Annotated in this window: 24 protein-coding genes; 1 reads left to right on the top strand and 23 read right to left on the bottom strand. The window is 58.5% G+C overall.

Annotated features, from left to right (window positions below; genetic code table 11):
- Positions 1 to 281: 281 nt before the first annotated feature.
- A complete protein-coding gene (locus HZB23_08920) occupies positions 282 to 1,466 on the top strand; it encodes a pyridoxal phosphate-dependent aminotransferase (GenBank protein MBI5844772.1) in 1,185 nt (394 codons plus the stop codon).
- A gap of 76 nt (positions 1,467 to 1,542) precedes the next feature.
- Here HZB23_08920 and HZB23_08915 read toward each other — a convergent pair whose 3' ends face one another.
- The 23 genes from HZB23_08915 to HZB23_08805 all read right to left on the bottom strand — a co-directional run bounded on the left by HZB23_08915 (position 1,543) and on the right by HZB23_08805 (position 20,314).
- Positions 1,543 to 1,935, bottom strand: a complete 393-nt coding sequence (locus HZB23_08915; protein ID MBI5844771.1) for a hypothetical protein — start codon at positions 1,933 to 1,935, stop codon at positions 1,543 to 1,545.
- Positions 1,936 to 3,565: 1,630 nt separating this feature from the next.
- Positions 3,566 to 4,465, bottom strand: coding sequence for a hypothetical protein (locus HZB23_08910; GenBank protein ID MBI5844770.1), 900 nt, complete (start codon positions 4,463 to 4,465; stop codon positions 3,566 to 3,568).
- 158 nt (positions 4,466 to 4,623) lie between these two features.
- On the bottom strand, positions 4,624 to 4,815 hold the full coding sequence (locus tag HZB23_08905; protein ID MBI5844769.1) for a hypothetical protein: 192 nt from the start codon (positions 4,813 to 4,815) through the stop codon (positions 4,624 to 4,626).
- Positions 4,816 to 5,039: 224 nt separating this feature from the next.
- On the bottom strand, positions 5,040 to 5,486 hold the full coding sequence (locus HZB23_08900) for a glycoside hydrolase family protein (GenBank protein MBI5844768.1): 447 nt from the start codon (positions 5,484 to 5,486) through the stop codon (positions 5,040 to 5,042).
- Positions 5,487 to 5,514: 28 nt separating this feature from the next.
- Entirely contained in the window at positions 5,515 to 5,778 is a 264-nt protein-coding gene (locus HZB23_08895) for a hypothetical protein (GenBank protein ID MBI5844767.1), read from the bottom strand.
- A gap of 28 nt (positions 5,779 to 5,806) precedes the next feature.
- Positions 5,807 to 6,820, bottom strand: a complete 1,014-nt coding sequence (locus tag HZB23_08890; GenBank protein ID MBI5844766.1) for a hypothetical protein — start codon at positions 6,818 to 6,820, stop codon at positions 5,807 to 5,809.
- Positions 6,817 to 7,326, bottom strand: coding sequence for a hypothetical protein (locus HZB23_08885; protein ID MBI5844765.1), 510 nt, complete (start codon positions 7,324 to 7,326; stop codon positions 6,817 to 6,819). The genes HZB23_08890 and HZB23_08885 overlap by 4 nt, the downstream gene beginning before the upstream one ends.
- A 195-nt stretch (positions 7,327 to 7,521) precedes the next feature.
- On the bottom strand, positions 7,522 to 7,998 hold the full coding sequence (locus tag HZB23_08880) for a hypothetical protein (GenBank protein ID MBI5844764.1): 477 nt from the start codon (positions 7,996 to 7,998) through the stop codon (positions 7,522 to 7,524).
- 10 nt (positions 7,999 to 8,008) lie between these two features.
- A complete protein-coding gene (locus HZB23_08875) occupies positions 8,009 to 8,440 on the bottom strand; it encodes a hypothetical protein (GenBank protein ID MBI5844763.1) in 432 nt (143 codons plus the stop codon).
- Between the two features lie 44 nt (positions 8,441 to 8,484).
- Positions 8,485 to 9,279, bottom strand: coding sequence for a hypothetical protein (locus tag HZB23_08870; protein ID MBI5844762.1), 795 nt, complete (start codon positions 9,277 to 9,279; stop codon positions 8,485 to 8,487).
- On the bottom strand, positions 9,263 to 9,718 hold the full coding sequence (locus HZB23_08865) for a hypothetical protein (protein MBI5844761.1): 456 nt from the start codon (positions 9,716 to 9,718) through the stop codon (positions 9,263 to 9,265). The genes HZB23_08870 and HZB23_08865 overlap by 17 nt, the downstream gene beginning before the upstream one ends.
- A complete protein-coding gene (locus tag HZB23_08860; protein ID MBI5844760.1) occupies positions 9,702 to 9,884 on the bottom strand; it encodes a hypothetical protein in 183 nt (60 codons plus the stop codon). The genes HZB23_08865 and HZB23_08860 overlap by 17 nt, the downstream gene beginning before the upstream one ends.
- Before the next feature lie 339 nt (positions 9,885 to 10,223).
- Positions 10,224 to 11,765: a hypothetical protein gene (locus HZB23_08855; protein ID MBI5844759.1), complete on the bottom strand. Its 1,542-nt coding sequence runs from the start codon at positions 11,763 to 11,765 to the stop codon at positions 10,224 to 10,226.
- A complete protein-coding gene (locus tag HZB23_08850; GenBank protein MBI5844758.1) occupies positions 11,765 to 12,958 on the bottom strand; it encodes a hypothetical protein in 1,194 nt (397 codons plus the stop codon). The genes HZB23_08855 and HZB23_08850 overlap by 1 nt, the downstream gene beginning before the upstream one ends.
- A 1-nt stretch (position 12,959) precedes the next feature.
- Positions 12,960 to 13,601, bottom strand: a complete 642-nt coding sequence (locus HZB23_08845) for a hypothetical protein (protein ID MBI5844757.1) — start codon at positions 13,599 to 13,601, stop codon at positions 12,960 to 12,962.
- Positions 13,602 to 13,784: 183 nt separating this feature from the next.
- Positions 13,785 to 14,054 (bottom strand): hypothetical protein, encoded by a 270-nt coding sequence (locus tag HZB23_08840; protein ID MBI5844756.1) that lies wholly within the window; start codon positions 14,052 to 14,054, stop codon positions 13,785 to 13,787.
- A 219-nt stretch (positions 14,055 to 14,273) separates the two neighbouring features.
- A complete protein-coding gene (locus HZB23_08835; protein MBI5844755.1) occupies positions 14,274 to 15,221 on the bottom strand; it encodes a N4-gp56 family major capsid protein in 948 nt (315 codons plus the stop codon).
- A 214-nt stretch (positions 15,222 to 15,435) separates the two neighbouring features.
- Entirely contained in the window at positions 15,436 to 16,143 is a 708-nt protein-coding gene (locus HZB23_08830) for a hypothetical protein (protein MBI5844754.1), read from the bottom strand.
- 46 nt (positions 16,144 to 16,189) lie between these two features.
- A complete protein-coding gene (locus HZB23_08825; GenBank protein MBI5844753.1) occupies positions 16,190 to 16,573 on the bottom strand; it encodes a hypothetical protein in 384 nt (127 codons plus the stop codon).
- A complete protein-coding gene (locus HZB23_08820) occupies positions 16,570 to 18,483 on the bottom strand; it encodes a hypothetical protein (GenBank protein MBI5844752.1) in 1,914 nt (637 codons plus the stop codon). The genes HZB23_08825 and HZB23_08820 overlap by 4 nt, the downstream gene beginning before the upstream one ends.
- Positions 18,483 to 19,772, bottom strand: a complete 1,290-nt coding sequence (locus tag HZB23_08815; protein MBI5844751.1) for a hypothetical protein — start codon at positions 19,770 to 19,772, stop codon at positions 18,483 to 18,485. Before HZB23_08815 ends, HZB23_08820 begins: the two co-directional genes overlap by 1 nt.
- Complete coding sequence (locus HZB23_08810; protein MBI5844750.1) at positions 19,759 to 20,073, bottom strand: hypothetical protein; 315 nt, start codon at positions 20,071 to 20,073, stop codon at positions 19,759 to 19,761. The genes HZB23_08815 and HZB23_08810 overlap by 14 nt, the downstream gene beginning before the upstream one ends.
- Entirely contained in the window at positions 20,048 to 20,314 is a 267-nt protein-coding gene (locus HZB23_08805; GenBank protein MBI5844749.1) for a hypothetical protein, read from the bottom strand. Before HZB23_08805 ends, HZB23_08810 begins: the two co-directional genes overlap by 26 nt.
- Positions 20,315 to 20,656 lie beyond the last annotated feature (342 nt).

Here is a 20,656-nt window from a genome sequence, read left to right as displayed (position 1 = left end):
GCCCCCGGTAAAATTGTCGGCACTGGCGCACAAAAGCGCCCAGGGGACGGATGGAAAAATATGCGTTTGCGCCTTTACCCTCAACAATTTGAACGAATGCTAAAATTTACGAACCCTGGCCCGGTTTTGTCAAGATATTTTGTCTGACACTTATCATTGTTGTGTGTGAAATACCTTACCCTGCAGAAATCTTTCCCCTTGACTTTGGCGCGGTCTGCTGTTCAAGAAACCTTACAGTCTTGAAACCCTAAGGAAACCGCAATCGAAAAGGAATCAGTGCAATGAGCATCTCAAGGGCAATGGAAGAGAGCATCGAAAAAAGCTCGTGGATACGGAAGATGTTCGAGGAGGGCGCGAAGCTGGCCGCCATTCACGGAAGGGAAAACGTGTACGACTTCACCCTGGGAAACCCCAACGTGGAGCCGCCGGAAGCCTTTTACAAGGCCCTTTCCGAATGCGCCGACACGGCGGGACGCCCGGTGCACGGCTACATGCCCAACGGCGGGTACCCGGACGTGCGGGCGGCGGTTGCGGAGTTCGCGTCAAAGGAACTGGGCGCGCCTCTCACCGCCAATGAAATCATCATGACATGCGGCGCAGCCGGGGCGCTCAATGTGGCCCTCAAAGCCATCGTGAATCCGGGCGACGAGGTTCTGACTCCCGCGCCCTTTTTCGCCGAGTACACCTTCTATGTGCAAAATCACGGAGCGGTGCTCAAAACCGTGCCCACCAACCCGGATTTTTCCCTAAATATCGATGCCTTCCGGGCCGCCATCTCCGAAAAAACGGCGGCGGTCATCATCAACTCGCCCAACAACCCCACGGGCCAGGTCTATTCAAGGGAAAGCCTGGACGCCCTGGCCCAAGCCCTCACCGAGGGCGGCAAAAAGCACGGGCGCACCATCTATCTGATCTCCGACGAGCCCTACCGCCGCATAGTGTACGACGGGGCCGAGGTTCCGCCGGTCTTTGAATCCTACCCCGACAGCATGGTGGCAACCAGCTACTCCAAGGAGCTTTCCATACCCGGCGAGCGCATCGGCTGGCTTGCGGTGCATCCCAAGGCCGCCGACAAGGACAAGCTCATCGCCGCCATGACCCTTGCCAACCGCATCCTGGGCTTCGTGAACGCGCCCGCTCTGATGCAAAGGGTGATAGCCAAAATCCTTGGCGCGGGCGTGGACGTTTCCCATTACGCAAGAAAGCGGGAGCTTCTGACCGAGGGCCTTAAGGAGGCGGGCTACGTCTTTGAAAAGCCAAGGGGGGCCTTTTACCTTTTCATGAAATCGCCCATAGAGGACGACGTGGCCTTTGTGCGGGAGCTCCAGTCGAAGGAGCGAATCTTAACGGTTCCGGGCAGGGGCTTCGGCGGCCCCGGCCACATCCGCATAGCCTTTTGCGTGGACGACGAAACCATCAAAAAGGCGATTCCCGGCTTTGCAAGGGTTCTGAAATCGGTGGGATGAGGTTTTTTTGACGGCCCAGGCGGAGCAATCACGCAGGCGGCGCGGGGCATCACCCTCGCGCCGCCGGATTGGGAGATCATTGCGGTTCAGGCTTTGCCGCAGGAGAAATTTCCATCGATACCGCCGTCCATATTCCCTTCGGTTCCACAAGCCTTTTGAGATACACGAGATAATCTTCCTTTTGGCTTGTGCATTTTACCCAGGCCTCTTTGTCTGTTTGCCGGATTAAATGGCAGTTGTCGTAACTTGCCTTGTCATTGACTGATAGAACCGCAGCGTGAGCCACATCAGCGGGGGCAAGCCGCCAGGGCTGATGGCCATCGTTAACCGCTTTCTGCAACTGCCTTTCGTTTTCAATATTTACCGTCATTTTGACGACATGATGCTTTTCAGGCCCGCATTTGCCGACATCGGGAAAAATGGCAAAGGCAAACATGAAAGCAAATGCGATAAGAACAAAATTTTTCATGAGTTATCCTTCGCTTTAAGCTGGAAATCTCCAGTTTTCAAGATGTTCGGTTATGCTACAAGAAGTTATTACAATATTTATGCTTAAATTATCAATGATATGATCCCATAAATTGCATATAAAGACATTGCAATAATTGAAACGCATATCGAAGGCCTGAATGATATCCATAAATTATATGAGTCATAGTTTTTGAAAACGGTTCCTCTTAAAATAAGGTATATTATTGATAAAATGATACAAGCAATTATATTCCCTGTCAGATAGCTCGAAAATTTAAAAAAATTATAGATACATGATATTGAAATAATATGGTTAATTATAAATAATGAAATAAGTTTATAACCTATATGTCCATCTACTAAGCCATTTTCAGAATTATTAATCAGAACATTGTATTTTGATATAATCATTATTGATATAATATTAATAAAAAACAATAAACCTAACAATATTTTCACCGATAACGATATATTTGAAAATATAATTATTATATAAATTATGTCCAAAACAGATAAAAAAAACTGAATACTGCCATAAGTTTTAATATTGTTGGTTTTGTTTTTTAAGAGTGCCACTCCAAGATAACATATAATTGATATTATTAAGATAGTAAAATATAGTTCCAAAAGTGCGCCTGGAATCAATATCCCATTATTGTAGAACCATTTTTCAAAATTCAATATTCGTGACGCAGTATATATGAACGCAACAAAAGCCCCTTGAAACAGCAGGACTATGCCGACAAAGCTAATACCATGCCTTTTTATATCCATAGCCCACTCCGATTTGATCACAACTTATGTTTGTTTTAAACGTTCACCTTATTATAAAAACGGGTTCATAACATAAAATAAAGGCAAACCAGAACTGTCGATGCTATTGTATAATAAATAACAGGCCTAAAAGTTATCCAAAGATGCAACTCATCATAGCCATTAAGGAAAGTCAATTTTCCGATAAAGTAAATTATTGTCATTATTATACATAAAAAAGAACCTATATATAGTGAAAAATAACCGTATCCATTTATATAATTAAAAACCGAGTATAAAGCCAATATATGGTTAACAGTAAAAAAAAAGCCTAATTTTTCGTCAAATGGTTTTTTAATAGTAGAAATTTTATTATTGTAAGAATAATCATTCATATCAAATAAAATAAATGAAATTACAATATTTAATATTATAAATGTAATTAAAAATAATGGTAAGCTGTATTCAATGATATTATTTGATTCTTCATTATAACTAAACAATAATATGAAATATGATATTGATAAAATTGATAATGTAAATAAACACGAATCATAAAACCTTCTTGTCAAAATATTATTTCTAATTAGTTTCAAACCTAAATAAAGTAAAATAAAAAATTGAAATATAAAAATTGGAGAAAGTATTATGTAATCATTAAATGAAGTTAATAATATTTTACTATTAAGTATTTTATCATACCTATATATAATTATTGAAACAGCTAAATATCTTATAAAAAAGAAACAGCCTTCAAATATAATTAGCCATCCTATAAGGCATTTTTTCGAAATATGTAAATTCATAATACACGCTTTCATAGAGTATGTTCAGCCAAATATTGACTTAATTAATATTTGGCTGAACATCGATTTTTAGGATTGCGGGATAAGAAGATTTGTATATGGCAAATAGGGTGGATTGAATGGTTCATATAAATCTTTTAATGGATCTATAATAACATGAGGGTATCCTTTGTTTTTGGGTACTCCGATGCCAAAAGTATGAAATGGCCTTGAGATAATTTTGAATTCATATTCAGGAAATTTGGGTTGCAATTCACCTATTACATGCTCAGTCTGTTCAACACAACTGTAATAAGGTTTCCCAAGACCAGTTTTGGGAATGCCAAGATGTTTATGCGGCCACTCCCATTCATCAAACAAATAAACATCTTTAGAATACTGATTAATGAATCTGTTTGATGAAATTTTGCCCTGTCGTGCCAAACTGTCTGTCGCCTTGCGCGCTGCATCAAGTAATTCATCCGCTCTCTTATTTTGGGGCAAATAATCCGCATATCCTTTCGGCTCGGACGGGGCCGTCAGAAAGCCGCCCATGTCGCTTTCCATTCCGGCAAGCAGTTGGCGATCACTTTCTTCCTCATTTACCCCTTTATAATTTTGTGCGAGCCGGTTGATTTTTTGCGCAACGTAGTCCGGTTCGGGATGATTCGCAACCGCCCGGACAAGCCCGGGATAAACTCTTTCATCCTCCAGCTTCCGCAGGAGGCCTGAATCGGCAGGGGAGCCGGAATTGTCATCGAGATAGGCCGTGAGAACGTTTTTTCGCGTTTCGCCGCCCGGTTCGGGAACTGAAGGGGGTTCATCCTCGCCCCTGACGACCTTCGAGGAGTAATCGGCAAATTTGGAACTGTCGAGATTGCCCAGTTTGTTGGCAATGGCCGCGCGTTCCATGATTTTTTCGATTTCATCACGCAACAGATCGCCGGAAAGCCCCATTACGTTGTTTAACGCCCCTGAATTATTCAGCATGACAAGCTCCCTTTCAGCATGGTGAGCCCATGCATCAGTTGACTTATTAAACTACGATAAACACCATGTTGTCAACCTTGTTCCCGTCCGATTACGATGCCCCGGTTGCCGGGCCGACCCTTGATAGCGAAGGATCGGCCCGGCTGCGGTTCATGCCGCTATGCTTTGATCATGCCGCTCCTGAGGAAGATGCCGATGAGGCAGGTGATGGCCGTCTGGACGGCCTGGGCTATCGACATCTCGCCCGCGGCGGCCGCGCCGGTGGCGGTGGCCAGCCCGGCCACGCCGGTCCAGAAGGTCTTGGTCTTCAAAAGCGCCTTTACCGCATTTGCCGTTGTTTTCTGATCCATGTTGTCCTCCTTTGGGTGGTTTGGGCCGAAACCGGCCCGGTTGCGGGCTTCCAGGCGGAAGCGCCCGCCTGGAAGCCCGGAAAGCCGTATCAGCCTGTTGAAAAAGGCTGGATATGAAGCCTGGATAAAACGATGAAGCGCAAGGAAGGCGAACGGCGCGGGAGCAAGCGTACTTTTCGTACGTGGCGGACCGCGCTGTGAAGCCTGACACAGCGATTCGCGTTTTAGACAGGCTGATTCAGATACGCGGGCCATGCGCCCGACTCCATCATGGCGCACAGCTCTCCGGCCCTTTTGCCCACCTGCCGGGCCCAGAGGCTCGCCCTCATGCCGCCCGCCGCAGCCTTGAAATCCCGGCGCTTCACGGCCCCAAGGGTTCCCTTGAATTTTCGCAGGCCCGCCGCCCCAAGGTTGAAGGCCATGTTCACCAGGACCGCCCTTCTGACCTCGTCCAGGTCGGAAGGTATGAGGCCGTCCGCCGCGAGCCCGGCCACCGCCATTTTGGCCCTGTGGTAATCCTGGTCGAAGAGAATGCGCGACGCGGATTCGGGAAAGGGCGAGCCCTCGTGGAGGGCGTGGCCCCAGCCCACGGTGGGGACGCCCACCGTGTCGATATAGACCCGCTCGCTGAAGCCCTCGTGCCGCTTGATCAAAGCCTCTCCGTGATCCATTTTTCACCTCCTTTTCCGTGGGTTACGATCAGTTTTCCAGGCGGCCCCGCATGAAGGCCACGTCTTCGGCGATGCGGTCGAGCTTGGGGGCGATGACCCCGAACACCTGGTTTTCCAGGGCGTCCAGCTTTTCCATGCTTCGGACCATCTCCTTTTTGCAGTCCTCGTCCGGGCAGGAGGCCCCGCCCCTGGGAGCGGAAAGGGGCAGGACCCCCAGCTTCACCAGGGCAAGGCCCACGGCGGATGCGAAGGCAAGAGCGCCTGCGGCTATTCCCGCAACCTGATCTTCCATGTGTTCGATCTCCTTTTGGTTGAAATCGTCAAAAAACCGGGATGCTCACCAGGGCCGTGGGGGCTGTCCACTCGTCGACCCCTATGTCCCAGGCGGAGCCGTAAGGCCGGGCGTCGCCGTCGAAATCGTCCGTGAATGCGAACACCGTGTCAGCCGACAGGTTCGTCCCCTGGTCCCTTGCGTTTGTGTCGCTGTCGGCAAGGCGGAAATTCCCGCTGGCCGGGTCAACGAAACTGGCTGTCCCGTGGCCGCTGTAGATGCAGGTGGTGAGGGCCGGGGTGTTGGAATAAAAATCAGCGCCGTTCGTCTGGAAAATCGAATTCTTGGCGAAAGAGCCTGCTGCGGCCCCGTACCAGCCGGTGCTCCAGCCGTAGAAAACGCAGTTGTAGGCGGCTGTGTCGGCGGTTCCGGCGATGATCCCGTATTCCACGCCGGTGTTGTTGCCCAGAAAGGTTGTGTTGATGAAAACGGCCCTGCCGTTGTAGGTCTGGGCCCCGCCCACCCCTGTCGGGTTGGCGTTTTCCGAGGGTCCCGCAACGCAGCCCACCACCCGGCAGGCGTATGGATTCGACTGGAAAAACAGGTCCTTGGTGATGTTGTCCTGGTTTACGTGGTGCCTTATCACGAGGTCGTAAATGCCCGCGTAGCTTTCGCCGTTCACGCAGATCACGCCCTCGTAGGTGCCCAGGGCCCCCGTGTAATCGAAGACCACCTGCCTTTCATGGCCCGGAGCCGCCCGGATCACCCGGAAATAGCCCGCGTTGGCGGTGGCTCCCATGAGGGTCACGCGCTGGTCGTAGCTGGCTGAATCCGGGTAGCAGTCGAGCACCTGTCCGCAGGTCTGCGCGCCGATTCCGCCCTCGGTGAGGTTGTTGTCGGTGTCCGATTCCCAGGCCGCGAGGGTGGTGTAGTCCCGCGTGGATCCGCCGAAGGTGGACACGCTGTAGATCGCGGGCAGCCTGCGGGAGGAATCGGCACAGAGGGGCTCTGCGGTCCACGCAAGGAAAAGGGCCGCCAGAAAGATGCAAAGTGAGCGTTTCATTGTCCTCCTCCCGTAAGATCGAAATCCGCCGCATCTTCGGCCATGCTTATAAGCGCCGCGTCCTTCGCGCCTGTGGCCGTGACGCGCAAGGCGCGTGACCTGTCGATGATGACGGCGTGGGTTGAGGCGTCGATTTCGCCGCCGCCGCTTATCAGCGGGTCGGTGAAATCCACCGAAAAGCGGCGGGGCGCGGCTATCAGCCCGTCCGGGCCGGTGAGCGGAACGCAGAGAAGTTCCGCCCCCTGTGAATCAAGACCGCATATTCGGACAATTCTGTAATCCGGGCCTGTTTCCTTTCTTCCCCAGGCCCAGCCTTCCGGGCGGCAGGCTATGATGTCCCCGGCCAGGGACCGGGCGGACGGATTCACGCCCTCCGCCTCGTCCGTGGCCCTTATAAGGCAGTCGAAGCAGGGCTCTGTGCAGTATCCGCCGGGAACAATGGCGAAGAACGCCGCAGCTCCCATGAAAAGGCCGACAAGAACGGATCGGATGAAATTCATTTTCATGATGATCCTCCTGATGAAAAAGGTTTTGCATTCGGCAAGGCGGCCTTGCCTTTTTCTTTTCCGGCTACGCGGAAAGGCGGTCTGAAAGCGATGAGATGCAAGGAAGACGAGCAGGGCGGGAGCAAGCGTACTTTTCGTACGTGGCGGACCGCCCTGCGAAGTCTGACACAGCAGATCGCGCTTCCAGGCCGCCTGTTAAGGAACGAAAGTGAGGGTGACCCACAGCCCCTTCGAGGGCGTGGAGTGAATCCGGGTGACCCCCACGGTGACAAGGTCGCCCGGCAGAACCGCGCAGTTGGCGGGCGTGGCCGTCTCGTGCCAGCCGGTGTAGCCCGTGGCCACGGTGGCGCTGTACATGAGGGCCTCGGAGGAGGAAGTGCGGCGCGAAACGCTTACGTCCAGGCTCCCGGTTCCCGATCCCGGCGTGTAGACCCGGCAGTCGGCCGAAGCCAGGGTCCAGCCGCCCATCCAGTCCGGCACCGTGAAGGCGGCCTTGCCCGATCCAAGGGTGGAGGCGGTGGAGGCGGGGTCGATCTGGAAAGCCACGCTTTTTGAGCGCTCCGGCCCCTTCCACCCGCCGTTTCCGTTCCAGCCCGCAGGGGCGTTTCCGGCGAAGGCCAGAAGAAGAAGGCAGGCCAGGGCCGCAGCCATGATTGCGTAGAGTGTTTTCATGAAAGCCTCCCTACCTTTTCAAAAGGGTGACGGATGGGGTGATGGAGCTGACTCCGCCGGTCTCGGTTATGACGATTTTGAGATAGCGGCAGAAATCCGGCGTAAACTGCACGTAGAACCTTCCGTCCGAGGCCGGGCCGCTCGTGGCGGTGAAGCCCTCGATTATGTCCCGCGCTCCCTGGGGCTCGGTGAAGGCTGCGCCGTCGGCGCTGGTTTGGTACTCGATCCTGGCCGCGCCGCCGCCCTCGATTTGGCCTTGAAGGGCGAAGAAGCCTTCGAGACCCTCGGTGTTGATGGTGACCGGGGAATAGGAATGGCCTGCGGCCACCGCCGTTTCGCCGTCGGCGATGGTGACGGCGTTCGTGTCCCCGGCAAGGGCGGGCAAGGCCGTGAAAAGAGCGAGAACGAAAAGGGCGGAAAAAATGGTGAAAAGGCGTTTCATGGACTCCTCCTGCCTGTCTGTTGGTTGAAGTTCTGACAGCACCCTTACTTGGCCAGCTTGAACACGTTGAAAATACTCGCCAACTCCTTAAGGGCCGAGGCGCTTTCGGTTTCCTTTCCTTCATCGATGATAGGCTGGAAGGACCTCACCCCCAGAAGGTTCATGGCCAGAGCCAGGGCCGGGTTGTTTTCGGCGCGGGTGCGCAGCCACTCCTGGTAGTCGGCGGAAAGGGCGTCCTGGCCGATGCCGCGCTGTGCGGCCCCGGCGGAAAGGCCAAGCTGCACCGGAGTCGCCGCGTAGGAAAGGGCCTCGTCCGCCGCCGTGGCCTGGCGGTTTTTGTGGGCCTCGCCCGCGTCGAAGAGGAACCGGGCGAGATTCGATCCCATGCTTTCGGCAAGGTCCTCCCCGGAACCGGCTATGGCCCTGTTGGCGGCCCCGGAGGAGCCCGCGCCCAGGGCTATGAACTCCTCTTTGATTTTGGGCAGAATCTCGTCCTGCCAGGCGTCCATCATGGGGTCTCCCACGGTTGCCCGCCAGGTTGACGAGGCTTCCGTAGGGTCGAAGTCCGATAAAAGCCCGGAAAGGGCGTCCCGGCCCTGGCCCAGGATTCCGCCGCCCGAAAGCATGGTGTCTATAGCGTCGAAACTCTGGCTCTCGAGGGGGGAGGCCCCGGCTGAAAGCTCTCCGCCGTAGGGTGAAAGCCCGGTTCCGACGCTGTTTCCGGCAAAGGCCAGAAGTTTTTCGAAAAGGTCCTTCTGGGAGCCGGTAAGAAGGTCCGCCGTGCCGGTCTGGCGCGGGGAACCGCTCGAACCGAAAAGGAAATCACTTACTCCGCCCATCTTGTTTTTCCTCCATGATGAGAGTTTCGCTTCGGATGAATCCCAGCCCCGTGAACAACTCCGGCCTTATTGTTCGGAAAACCAGGCCCACGGCCCCGGTTTCCCGCTTCACCCGGTCGAGGATCCCCTTGGCCTCACGAACGATGCCCCGGCCCCGGAATTCCTCGTCCACCGAAAGCATCTGAACGTGGATGCGGCGGTCCAGGGGGTTTAAGGTGGCCCACAAAAAGCCCCGGACCAGGGCCTCGCGGTCCGCGAAAACCCCCAGGATGGTGCGCGGGTCGGCGCAGATGGAGGGCCCCCAGGCGTAAATGGCTTCCGGGTCGCATTCCCTGGGCTTCACCTCTTCGATCAGACGTTTTGGGATAAGGCCGAAGTCCCTGACACGGGTGAACTTGAGCCCGGTGCCGCCGGGCCTTTTTTTACGGGGACGGCTCATTGCGCTTCTCCCAGTTTTCGTTCACCACCTGGGCGATTTCCTCGTAAACGCCGGTGAGCCTCTGAAGGAGCCTGGAAAGGCTCGCCTTCACCCGCGCCGGGTCGCCGCTTGCCGCGCCTTCCAGGTCCATGACCAGACGGACCGTGGGGGGGAGATGATTCGCCATGTTGCCTCCTTATTCGCCCGTCTAAAAAACGGAGCGCCTTGGTAGTTTGGGTGGTTCTGCACGAAGTGCAGGTTCACCCAACATTCTCTATCGGTGGCTATGAACCATTTTTAGCATGAGGTGATTCGGGCATCCTGCCGCGAGTCGTCACCCCGGCGAAAGCCGGGGTCCAGAATGCCGCGCTTAAAGCAAAGAACTGGATTCCGGCCTACGCCGGAATGACGGAGCGCGGGGCTTTACTTGTTTTGTTTTGCCTGCATTAAAAAGACGCTATTGTTGGGTGAACCCGGCCCTTCGGGCCGGAACCACCCAACCTACGGAAAGCCCTCAGCCCGTCCGTCAGTTCGCCGCCATTCTGCCCGCAGGGGCGAACCACGGCATGACGGCATGTATGCCTATGGCGCGTCCGGGGGTTTCATGGCGGATGCGCACCCGGTGGAAGTCCGCAACTGCTCCCGAAAAGAGCCTCACCCACTTCTTGGCCCCGTTGGTGTTCACCGTGACCGTGCGGGCAAGGTAGGGGGTTTCGGAGCCGCCCATGTAAAAATCCACGAAAAGGGCGGTTTCGCCGTCGGTTTCGAGCAGTAGGTCCAGCCGCCCCATGCGGGTGGAAGCGCCCTGGCCCTTGTAGGGGTTCCACTGGCCGGAGGAGACCTCCATCCTGACCGGTTCGCCCAGGTCGTCGTTTCCCGAAACCAGCCTCATCACGGTTCCGTCCTCCCGGCCCGCCAGTGCGACGGGAAAGCCCACCCTGCCAAGGGAGTCCACCCAAGAGCCCATCCAGGAGTCCCACGCGCCGGTGGCCGCGCTCCAGGCCATTGCCGCGTCGCCCGCGTAGCGCATCCCGAGGCAGGAGGCGGAAATCCGGAACATGGCGAAGGCCGCGTCGTCCTGCGAGTAAACAAGGGCGCGGTCGGGGCTTTCGGCCTCCCCTTCCGGAAAGAGGAGCCAGGCCTGGCGGCTTTCGGGAATAAGGGCCCCGAAGGCCTTTTCGGTGTAGTTTCTGGAAACCGAAAGCACGGCGTGGGGGATTTTCCGGTCCATCCGGCTGACGGAGCTTCCGTCGGTGATGACGAGGCCCGCGCGGGAAAGGGCCATCACACTGTTGCCGAGGTTCATGAGGGAAAAGGGGGCGGCGGAGCCCGCACCGGAATCCATCAGCTCCCAGCGAAAGGGAAGGGCCGGGTCCCCGGTGTATTTGAGCCACCAGACCGACTCGTCGAAAAAGACCAGTATGTCGTCCCCAAGGCGCATGACCCCGCGTATCCACTCGGCGGTGGGGGCGTCCACGTATTCGTCGCCGGAAAAGTCATCCGGGTTCCCCACGGCGCACCACCTGGCCCTTGCGGGATGGCGCACGCCGTTTTCCGTTGTGCGGAAGAGGATGAGCCTCTCCTTGTTGACCTCCACGAAGGCGCAGGAAGAAAGCTCGTTTAAGCCCGCGCCCGTAAGGTCCACGGTCACCCAGTCGGCCAAGGCCCCGTTGTAGGACCGCAAGGGGTCCTTGCCGTTGGCCATGAAGACCCGGCCCTTCCAGTTGACCCAGGAGATGAGGTTGCGGCCACCGCCGGTCCAGGCGTCGGCGGCGTCCACCGCCGTCAGCTCGCCGCCTGCCGGGGAATAGCGGAAGAGCCTGGTGGTATCCGCCACAAGCATCTGGCGCGAGCCGTCGTCCTTCACATGGTGCAGAACCGCTGTTATGGGCCTGCCCGCCCCGGTGTCGGCAAAGGCGGTGAATCCCTTTCTCTGGCGCACCACGCCGTTTTCCAGGATGGCGTCGGTGAGGACCGGAAAGGCGTCCGCCGGGGTGAGCCAGGGGTCGAGGTCCGTCCTTAATCCCGCGCGAAAATCGCTTATTAGGTGAGGCTTATATGAGGCCATCAGTTCATCCTCCCGCCCGGATCGCGCCAGCCAACGGTGAGAAGCCTAAGCTGGGTGGTGGTGGAGTTGGCCCTTGCCCTGACCCGTGCGCCCTCGTCGGTTATGACGTCCAGCTCCTCGTACATGCCGCTGCCGCCCGCGTGGAGGTTGGCAAGGGGGGCTGCGGTGTAATCCGGGGCCTCGTCGTCCACCAGGGGGCTTGAAATGTAGACGAGGGTGGTTGAAACCGAGTGCGAGGCCCTTATTTTCACCTCGCAGTTAAGACCCGTGGGGGAGGCCACGGTGATGAGGTGGGCGTTGGTGTCGCCGAAGGCCGCGTCGAAATCCAGCACCGGGTCTTTCCATAAAAAGCGGTCGCCCACCTGGGCAAAGCCCCGCAGGTTGGCGGAGGAGTTGGTCATCACCGCCCCCACCCGGCACTTTTTTGTGAAGCCTTCGGGCATGGCGGGGGACGAGGCGGAGGTGGAAAAAAGCGCGTCAACGGCCCCGGTTTCCGGGTTCTTGATGACGTAGAGGTGGTACCACAGGTTGACGTCCACGCTGCCCGCGTCCAGGCCCCCGGCATTGGTCCCCGCCGCCCAGGGCGCGTCTATGCGCTTGGTGACCGGCGAGGCCAGGCGCATGATGGTGTCGTGGCCGCCGTCCACCCGGAGCCCCGCCGAAATGTCCACGTCGTGCTCGGTGTCTCCCGCGTTCACCGAAAGCCTGCACCCGTGCTCCAGGACCGCCACCGCAAGGGCCGTGTCTATGCCCTTCAAGTGAGCGGCCAGGTCATCCGCGTCAAGGGCCTCCTCCGGGGAATCGTCCGGCACGTAGTTTGCGGGCTCGTAGTCGATGTCCATTCTGTCGCCGTCGAACTCGCCGCCGCTGGTCACCTGGAGCGCGTGGCCGTCCTCGTCCTTCCAGAAAAGCTCGGCTTTAAGCTCCTCTTCGGCGTTCAACACGTCCTTTGTGTAGAGGAAGCCCTTTTCCGCAACCGTGGCCGGGTCCGCCTCAAGGGGGGCGTTGAAGGTGACCCTGGCGTGTTCGCCATGGTCGGCGTCGGCTCCCAGAGGGTCCATGAAGTGGTCTTTGGAAAGGCGCTCCCGGATGTCTGTTTTAAGGTTTCTGATGCGCTCGGCCCCCTCGCTCACGTTGTCGCCGTCAGCCGGGGAGGATTCGTAAGCCGCGTTCCAGACTCTTGTGTTGGCCATGTCAGAACCTCGGAATCGCCCGGACCGATTCGGGCGTGGAAAGGGTTTTGCCGCGCCCGCAAAGGTCGCGGTGGTAGCGGTAGAGGTCCGTGAGGCTTGCGGCCTCCTCGCTCTCGCCCGATTCCTTCAAAAGCTCTATTGAAGCCCCGAAGGCGATCAAAGGCCCCCAGGCGGGATCGAGGGGCTTGTCCGTGTCCAGTGCCAGCGCCGCCGGACGCCTGTAAACGGCGTATTTCAGGGTGAAGGCCGCGTCGGCAAGGGGCCGCAGAAAGAGGGTGCGCCCGTAGATGAGGAGGTCTTCGGGGGTTCCTGGGATGGTGTCGTCTTCGGGATGAAGCCGGAAAAAGGTGACCGGCGCGGTGAAAAGGTTCACCGGGGTCACCAGCCCGTCGGCCCCCACCAGATAAACGGGATGGTCCACGGAGATCACGTCGGGCGAAAGCACCCAGGAGCCGCCGTCGCCCACTTCCACCGCCTGGGAGGCGAAACCCCGGAGGGCGTCCGCCGGAATCTCCAGGGGAAGCACGTTCCTGTAGTACTGGTTGACGGCGTTTTTGAGGTCGGCATCAATGAGTTCACCTGTGTCGGGCCTGCCCGTCAGCCGCCTGATCTTGTTTTTGATATCGGAAAGGGTCCAGTCCATTGGTCGCCTCCATTACGCCCTACAAAATGTGAAATTTTTCAGAGACTTGACCTGCTCGCCGAAAGGCTCGGCCAGGAGGACTGAAAACGATGAGCTGCAAGGAAGGCGAGCGGCGCGGGAAGGAATAGTACTTGCCGTACATGACGACCCGCGCCGTGAAGCCTGACACTTGAGATCGCGTTTTCAGGCCTCCTGGAGGGCGAACCTGTTGAGCCGCCCGGTCATGGCGGAGCGGGCCTGGCCGGTGGCCGGGTCGATGCGGTACTCCAGCCTGGGGGTGGAAAGGCCGTTCAGATGCTTCACCACCTCCCTTGGAAGCTCATAGACCTCGCCGTCCGAAAGCGGGCCGTAGTCTTTGCCCTGGTAGTTGAAGCGGATGTCCACTCCGGGGGATTCGATGTTCACGAACTTCACCATAATCAGAGGTCCCAGGTCCTTTTCCGTCTGCGCCATGTCCCTTGCTCCTTCCTTTAAAGGTATTGATGGAAAGGCCCCCGGAGGGGGGCCTCCCTTCTGAAAACCATGACCGTCAAAACCGCCGTTTCTGGAAATCCGACGCTTTTTCATTGCCGTGTTCCTTCAAACCTCAAATCCGGCTGGACCAGGCCGATCACAGGCGATGAGCCGCGAGGCGCAGCGCAACACAGCGGATCGCGCCTGTGGACGGCCTGGCTAGGAGTGGGTCACTTTCAACACATGCATGAAGTTGTCGTTGAGTATCCTGGCCACGAACCCCATCTTCCAGCCGGAGCTGGCCCTCTGGTTCAGGGGGTCGGCGGTGCCCGCGCTGCCGAAGGGCTTGATGATGTTGGAGGCGCTTCCCTCTGCCAGATCGGTCACGCCGTAGGCGTCCCGGCCCAGGATGGGCAGGTGGTAGACCGCCGGGGTGGCGCTCGTCACGTAGCCCTCGCTGGTCATGAGCCAGCGCACGTTGCCCGTGGCTCCCCACTCGGCCTCGGCGGTTCCGGACTGGGAGGCGTACTCGGAAACGGACTTGAACCCGGCTACGGCCTCCAGGTCGTCCACGAGGTCGGTGTCGGCGATGCCCCAGTAGGCCTTGCGGATGGGGGCGGTGCCCACGCCGTTTCCGGCGGGGATGGCCGGGGTGGTCATCTTGGCGTTGGCGGAAAGAAGGGTCTTCACCACGCGGTCGATGTCGGCGCGGGTGACCTCGGTGGGGGTGTTGCCGTTGGATCCGCCCAGGGCGTTGGAGCTTGAGGCGCAGGCTGCAAGCACGTCCCGCACGAGCCTGTCCCGGGTCTGGCCCATCTGGAACCCCAGTTTCTGGGATGCCACGGTGAGTTCGGGGTCTTCCACGGTGGCGTCCACAACGTCGGTGACGTGGACGAAATCGCCGTACCAGGCGATGGTGGCGGTGATGTCGGTCTTTGCAAGGGCCTGGCCCGGAGGGGTGACGCCCTCGGTGAGCGGAGTGTCGGCCACCGAGAGGTTGGAGTAGCGGCGGAACTTGATGGTGTTGCCGCTCTTTTTGGGGATGGGGCGGAACTGGCCGCAGCCCTCGTGAACCAGTTCGGGCCGGGCCGCCTCGATGAGGTTGCGGTCGTAGAAAAGGGCCACTGCGGGGTCGACCTGGGCGGTGGTGGTGAGAGTATCGCTCATTTGTAGCCTCCTTGTAAGCCTGTCTAAAAACGCGAACTGCGGCGTCAGACCGAGACGGGCGGGTCGTCATGTACGAAAAGTACTACTCCTCCCCGCCCGCCTCGCTCTTCCTTGCATTTCATCGTTTTTATCCAGGCTTTGAGTTTTGCCTTTTTAAGCAGGCAGTAATGATTCAAAGGTCGTTGGTTGATTCGTTGCGTTTTTGGACAGCCTGCTATCCTTGGGCCTTGACCTGCTCCGTAAACGCCCGGAACTCCTCGCTGGTCATGCTGCGGATTCTGTCCGCCGGGGAGAAGGGCGCGCGCCCTCCGGTGCCAGCCGCTCCCGCCTTTTCGGCGTTTTTCAGAATGCGGCTGACGGCGCTTGCAAGGTCGTCCGGGCCTTTCGCGCCCGCCTTGGCCCTTGAGGCCCTGTAGGGCTCGCTTTTCGCCACCATGTCGAAGGCTGCGGCAAGGGGGTTGGGGCTTTTCAGAAGGCTTTTCAGAAGCCCCGGTTTTTCCCGGATCATTGCGGGAAGGTGGGTGTTGATGGCCTCGATGAAGTCCGGGTGATCGCCTGAAAAGCGCATGAAGGCCATTTCCCGGCTCACCCTGTCCAGGCGCTCGGAAAGGGAACGCGCGGAATCGTGGCCCTCCGGGGCGGCCTTGGAGGGCGAGGCCCCCGAAGGGCTGCCGGAGCCGGGTCTTCCGGCTCCGTGGCTTGCCAGGAGCGCCGCCTGGTAGAGGCGGTTCTCCTCCCGAATGCGGCCCATCTCGCGGCGCAGGGCCTGGACCACGCTGACCGGCACGCTTCCGCGCGCTACGCCCGCCTCTTCCGGCGAGCCCTCCAGAATGTTTGACGCGGCGCTTTCGGCTGCCGCCTCCGTTGGGTTCCCGGCGGCGGAACCCGGATCGTTGACGCCCGTTGAAAAGTCTTCGCTCATTGAGTGTCGCTCCTTTTGAGGTTTAAGATGATGTCCACGGTTTCCATCAATAAATGACGGGCATCCCCACTGCCCCCTTTGCCACGCCTGGGACAAAATCCCGGCTCACCAGGGACATGGGCCTTGGAATGTCCGGGGGCAGGACCCAGAGGCGCTCGGCCCGGCCTTGGCGGTTGTCGATCCTGAAACATATGGTGTTAAGCATCCGGGGCGGCTCGGCTGAAAGCAGGGTCACCACCGTGCGCAGCATCTTGGGTATGAAGGGGTGCTTTTTGGCGTGAACCAGGATGTAGTAGGAATCCCGGCCCATGTTGGCCTCAACCACGCGGGTCAAGGTTTTCGCCAGCTCGCGGGCCAGCTCGTCCCTGGCCTGGCCCAGGAAAAGAACATTGTCCGCAGAAGGGCGGGGTGTCGCATTTTCCGTTTTCATCGTGCGTCCTCCTGTGGTGCGGCCTCGCCCGCGCCGACAAGCTCCCTCGCGGCCCTGGCGGTTTCGGCCTCGGTTTTCCTGGCTTCGGCAAGGCGCTCCGCCGCCTGGGCCAGGTCGGCCCTGAGCCTTCCGGCGGCAAGGGTTTCCTGGATTTTCTGGGAACGGGCCTGGGAGGCCAGGAGGGCCTGCTGCACCGAGACCTGGGCCAGGGCTGCGGCCCCTTTACTGCGGGCTTCGGCCTGGGACCGCGCCTCCTGGGCCAGGGCCTGGTTTCTCATGGATTCAAGGAGCTTCTCCCGGTTCTCCAGGGGCGAGGCCTCGATAAGGGCGTCCCAGGGAATGGGCGCGCCGAGCTTTTTCATCTCCACGAGCTGGGCGAAATGCACCTGGCGCTGGGTGTCGGAAAGGACCCCCTCCACCGGCAGGGCGTCGTACTTGCCGAAATCCTTCGTGTAGAACTCGGCGGAGGGCTCGCTTCCCATGATGCGGCGGATTTTTTCCGGGCCGTAATTTTCCTGGATCATGCGGATCATCTTCTGGCCCGTGATCTTCTTGGCCAGCCGGTAGTTGTCGAAGATGTCCTGGAGGATGGTGAGGCCGGACGCCTGCCGGAGCTTGGAGAGGATGCCCGCCACCTGCTGGCCGCCAGCTTCGGGCATTCCCATGAGCTCCGAGTTGGCCCCTGGGATTTCCATGATGTCGCGGTCCAGGATGTCCGCGAGCTGAAAGAGCCCGGCGGGGATTTCCGGGGGGTCGATCCTCTGGGCGTCGCCGGGCTGGCTCTGGGAGTTCATCCAGATCACCTTTCCCTGGCCCGTGCCGTACAGGGCCTCCCGGTTCACCACCGAGCCGTCCTTCACGATCCAGCCGGAGGCGATCTGGGAGTCCATGTAGTCCAGCATCTTGCTCCTGCGGCGGTTGATCTCGGCCTGGGGGTCGCGCATGTTGCGGACTATGCCCTGGAGGCGGCGGCGGGGGTCCTCGGACTCAGGGTTCCAGAAGCACATGACCGGAACGAAGGGGAAATCGCCCAGGCCCGTGGGTTCGGGCCCGGAATGGACAAGCTCGCCCTCCACCAGAATGCTGTGGGAAACCCCCTTGGCCAGGGAGGAAAAGACCGAAAGATGCGGCATGAGCAGAAGGATTTCCGACAGTTCCGAGTCATCACCCTCAAAGCGCGCGGCCTGGCCGGTGGCGGGGTCCAGAAGGACGGTGACCTCGCTTGTGGTGCGCCGGAAAAATTCGTCCACCCGGAAAAGGCCCTCGCTGGACATGCCGCGCGGGCGGGGGCCTTGGGGATATTTGCCGTCCGCGCCCCTGGGGCGGATGGACAGGGCGGCCTTCCTGCAATGGGCCGGGAGCATGGCGGAAAGCGCAAATTTATCCGCGTAATGGCGGGTGAGCACGTGGTTGCAGTCCGACAGGTCGCGCTCGGTGAAGGCGGGGTCCAGAAGGAAGCGGTTGTAGGGCAGGCGCTTTATGCGGATGTCGCCGTTTAGGGGGTCGTCGGCGTAATCCAGCGATAGCCGCACCAGGTTCATGCCGGTCACGAGCGCCCCGGCGAAGGCGTCGGAGAGCACGTTGTAGCCGTTCCCGTACGAGAGCTGCCACAAAAGCACCGCCGAAAGCTGGCTTGCCGTGGCCCCGTCCGCGCCTTCCACCGGCTCCACCCTAAGGCTTAGGCGGTTCTTTCTCTGGTAGCCTTCGATCAGCTTCACAACCCTGTGAATCTTGTTGAATACCAGGGCGGTCCTGCGCTGGGAGGCCAGGTAGGCCTTGTCAACGGGGTCCCACTGGTCGCCCAGAAAGGAGGCAAGGTCCTTTTTGGATTCGGCCACAAAGCCGTCCCAGTGGGCGGCGGCCTCGTCGTAGGCCGCTTCGAAATCCTTCTTCACGTCCGTTTCGTTCATCAGAATATCCTCGGTGGAGCGAATTGTTCATAAAGGGCGGCTGCCTGGGCCGCAGTCATGGGGGCGCAGCCGGGGGCCGCGAGATCGAGCCCCAGGGCAAGGTAGCGGAAGGCGTCCGCCGCGTGGCTGGTCCAGTCATGGAGCGGCCTGCCGGTGAACTGGCCCGTGCGCTCGTCCTTCACCTGGCGAAAGAGTTTTAAGGCCTCGATTCCGGGGCCGCATTTTTCGGAGTCGAACCAGGCCCTGGGCAGTAGGAGCCGGGCCGCGTTTATGCCGTCGGCCAGGGGGAGCCTTGGGGCCACGGTGAAGGGGATTCCGAGGCTCCGGGCGGTTTCCAGGCGGCTCTTGCCGGTTGAGAGGTCGCGCACCATTATGTCGTGGGGGGCTATGTGGACCCCGTATGAGTAGCCCTTCTGCCGAAGGGCCGCCGCGTAGTGGGGAAGGCCCTCGCCGCTGGCCTCCAGGTAGTCCACCAGATGGACCCTGCCCCTGCCCGGAACCTGGAAGAACCACACAGCGGTGGAGTCGGCCACCCCAAGGTCCCAGGCCGTGTGAACCGGAAGCAGGTTCTCGCAGCCAAGGGAGGTGATCCTGCCCTCCCGCTCGGCGGCGGCCATTTCGCGGGCGAAATAGGCTCCGGGCACCGCCGCCTCGAAACTGCATTCGAACTCCTGCTCGAACTCCTCCGGGGTCATCTGGCTTCGGGCCTCGTCAAGGTCTTTGGGGGAAATGACGCCTGTTTCCGAGGCCCGGCAGACGCTGGTGAACCAGGACGGGTCGTTTTGAGCCCTGCGAAAAAGCTCGTAAAAGACGTTGTGGCCCTGGGGGGTGCCGATGAAGATGACCCAGCCCCTCCGGTCGGTGAGGGCGGGCAGGAGGATTTCCGAGTAGAGGCGCTTTGGCATCAGCGCGGTTTCATCCACCACCACCCCGTCCAGATAGAGGCCCCGGAGAGCGTCCGGGTTTTCAGCTCCCCAGAGCCTTATGCGGCTGCCGTTTCCGAACTCGCAGGAAAGCTCGGTTTCCCTGAATTTCACTCCCGGAACCCGGCCCGCGTAGAGCTTCAAATAATCCCAGGCCACGGCCTTGGTCTGTTTCAGGGTCGGCCCCACGTAGGCGTAGCGGCCCTGTTTCTTTTTCTCGTTCAAGGCCGCGTGAATCAGCTCCATCACCGCCATCACGGTTTTTCCGCCCCGACGGTGCCAGACCGCCACGCTGAAGCGCTTTTTGCCCAGATGGAGGGCGTCCTGGTGGGGCCTCGGCCTGTAGCCCAGATCAATTGTCTTCATGCCGCGAAATTCCCGTCAGAATGTCGAAGTCCTCCTCCTCCGCCCCGCCCTTTTCCCGGAACATGCCGAGCTCCTTTCCCAGAAGTTCCAGCGCCCGCACGGCCGGGGCGAACTGGCTTTTGGCCAGTGCCGCCCGATAGACCGTGAAAAGGCCCTGGCAGACCTCGTCGGTGGTGTTCTGGAACCGGATTTCCGGGATATCCTCCCCAAACGGCTCCGAGAGGGAGCCGGGCCGGGCGATTTCCAGCATTGGCCAGCCTTCGAGGCAGCCTGATTCAGCAATCTTCTTCGGGCGCGGCATAATCGTCCTCTCCGTCTTCGTCGTCTTCATCCGGGTCTTGTTCGTCCTCTTCCCAGTCCTCGAAGTCCCAGCCCTCCCCTTCGTCGGCCCGGGCGGGAAAATCGTCGTCCGGCAAGCCCCCGCCCTCCCCGTCCCCGTAATCCCCCGAAAAGCCCAGGGCCACGCAGTTTGGCCTCACCACCAGGCTGTCCGGGTCGTCTCCGTAGCCGTAAAAGTCGCCGTAAAGCTCCTCCCAGTCCATTTTTCGCCTCCCCTTGCCGGTGTTGTTGATGCCAAACTCGTTTTGTGTTGAACTGGAAATATTATTTCACAGTTTGTTTATAAATTTCAACTCTGATTGTGGATAAACCTCCACGGCCATTCCGAGTTAGCCGGAATTTGAGGCGCACAATCTCCGATTTTCTGAAGAATTCGCCACTTTTTGTTTATTTAGCGAAGTATTGATTTCCGATTGGGGACATTGGCGGTACCGCCTGTTTCCGCCTTCAACAACCTTGACCGCAGGAGGCGACATCTTTGGAAAAAGGGCGGAAAAATTTTTTTTCGGGGCGGAAAGGCAGGGACGAATTGGGGCGGACTGGGA

The organism is Deltaproteobacteria bacterium (genome assembly GCA_016235345.1).
Classification (GTDB): Bacteria; Desulfobacterota; Desulfobacteria; order Desulfobacterales; family Desulfatibacillaceae; genus JACRLG01.
The sequence above is the reverse complement of the archived record's forward strand: the minus strand, read 5'-3'. Positions and strand labels throughout refer to the sequence as shown.

What these genes read in the sequence shown, in the direction of transcription:
- HZB23_08905 (MBI5844769.1), bottom strand. Translation starts at nt 4,815, where the DNA reads ATGGATCAGAAAACAACGGCAAATGCGGTAAAGGCGCTTTTGAAGACC.
- HZB23_08880 (MBI5844764.1), bottom strand. Translation starts at nt 7,998, where the DNA reads ATGAAAACACTCTACGCAATCATGGCTGCGGCCCTGGCCTGCCTTCTT.
- HZB23_08865 (MBI5844761.1), bottom strand. Translation starts at nt 9,718, where the DNA reads ATGAGCCGTCCCCGTAAAAAAAGGCCCGGCGGCACCGGGCTCAAGTTC.
- HZB23_08815 (MBI5844751.1), bottom strand. Translation starts at nt 19,772, where the DNA reads ATGAAGACAATTGATCTGGGCTACAGGCCGAGGCCCCACCAGGACGCC.
- HZB23_08920 (MBI5844772.1), top strand. Translation starts at nt 282, where the DNA reads ATGAGCATCTCAAGGGCAATGGAAGAGAGCATCGAAAAAAGCTCGTGG.
- HZB23_08830 (MBI5844754.1), bottom strand. Translation starts at nt 16,143, where the DNA reads ATGAGCGAAGACTTTTCAACGGGCGTCAACGATCCGGGTTCCGCCGCC.
- HZB23_08820 (MBI5844752.1), bottom strand. Translation starts at nt 18,483, where the DNA reads ATGAACGAAACGGACGTGAAGAAGGATTTCGAAGCGGCCTACGACGAG.
- HZB23_08870 (MBI5844762.1), bottom strand. Translation starts at nt 9,279, where the DNA reads ATGGGCGGAGTAAGTGATTTCCTTTTCGGTTCGAGCGGTTCCCCGCGC.
- HZB23_08875 (MBI5844763.1), bottom strand. Translation starts at nt 8,440, where the DNA reads ATGAAACGCCTTTTCACCATTTTTTCCGCCCTTTTCGTTCTCGCTCTT.
- HZB23_08835 (MBI5844755.1), bottom strand. Translation starts at nt 15,221, where the DNA reads ATGAGCGATACTCTCACCACCACCGCCCAGGTCGACCCCGCAGTGGCC.
- HZB23_08845 (MBI5844757.1), bottom strand. Translation starts at nt 13,601, where the DNA reads ATGGACTGGACCCTTTCCGATATCAAAAACAAGATCAGGCGGCTGACG.
- HZB23_08850 (MBI5844758.1), bottom strand. Translation starts at nt 12,958, where the DNA reads ATGGCCAACACAAGAGTCTGGAACGCGGCTTACGAATCCTCCCCGGCT.
- HZB23_08825 (MBI5844753.1), bottom strand. Translation starts at nt 16,573, where the DNA reads ATGAAAACGGAAAATGCGACACCCCGCCCTTCTGCGGACAATGTTCTT.
- HZB23_08890 (MBI5844766.1), bottom strand. Translation starts at nt 6,820, where the DNA reads ATGAAACGCTCACTTTGCATCTTTCTGGCGGCCCTTTTCCTTGCGTGG.
- HZB23_08885 (MBI5844765.1), bottom strand. Translation starts at nt 7,326, where the DNA reads ATGAAAATGAATTTCATCCGATCCGTTCTTGTCGGCCTTTTCATGGGA.
- HZB23_08915 (MBI5844771.1), bottom strand. Translation starts at nt 1,935, where the DNA reads ATGAAAAATTTTGTTCTTATCGCATTTGCTTTCATGTTTGCCTTTGCC.
- HZB23_08840 (MBI5844756.1), bottom strand. Translation starts at nt 14,054, where the DNA reads ATGGCGCAGACGGAAAAGGACCTGGGACCTCTGATTATGGTGAAGTTC.
- HZB23_08895 (MBI5844767.1), bottom strand. Translation starts at nt 5,778, where the DNA reads ATGGAAGATCAGGTTGCGGGAATAGCCGCAGGCGCTCTTGCCTTCGCA.
- HZB23_08810 (MBI5844750.1), bottom strand. Translation starts at nt 20,073, where the DNA reads ATGCCGCGCCCGAAGAAGATTGCTGAATCAGGCTGCCTCGAAGGCTGG.
- HZB23_08860 (MBI5844760.1), bottom strand. Translation starts at nt 9,884, where the DNA reads ATGGCGAATCATCTCCCCCCCACGGTCCGTCTGGTCATGGACCTGGAA.
- HZB23_08805 (MBI5844749.1), bottom strand. Translation starts at nt 20,314, where the DNA reads ATGGACTGGGAGGAGCTTTACGGCGACTTTTACGGCTACGGAGACGAC.
- HZB23_08855 (MBI5844759.1), bottom strand. Translation starts at nt 11,765, where the DNA reads ATGGCCTCATATAAGCCTCACCTAATAAGCGATTTTCGCGCGGGATTA.
- HZB23_08910 (MBI5844770.1), bottom strand. Translation starts at nt 4,465, where the DNA reads ATGCTGAATAATTCAGGGGCGTTAAACAACGTAATGGGGCTTTCCGGC.
- HZB23_08900 (MBI5844768.1), bottom strand. Translation starts at nt 5,486, where the DNA reads ATGGATCACGGAGAGGCTTTGATCAAGCGGCACGAGGGCTTCAGCGAG.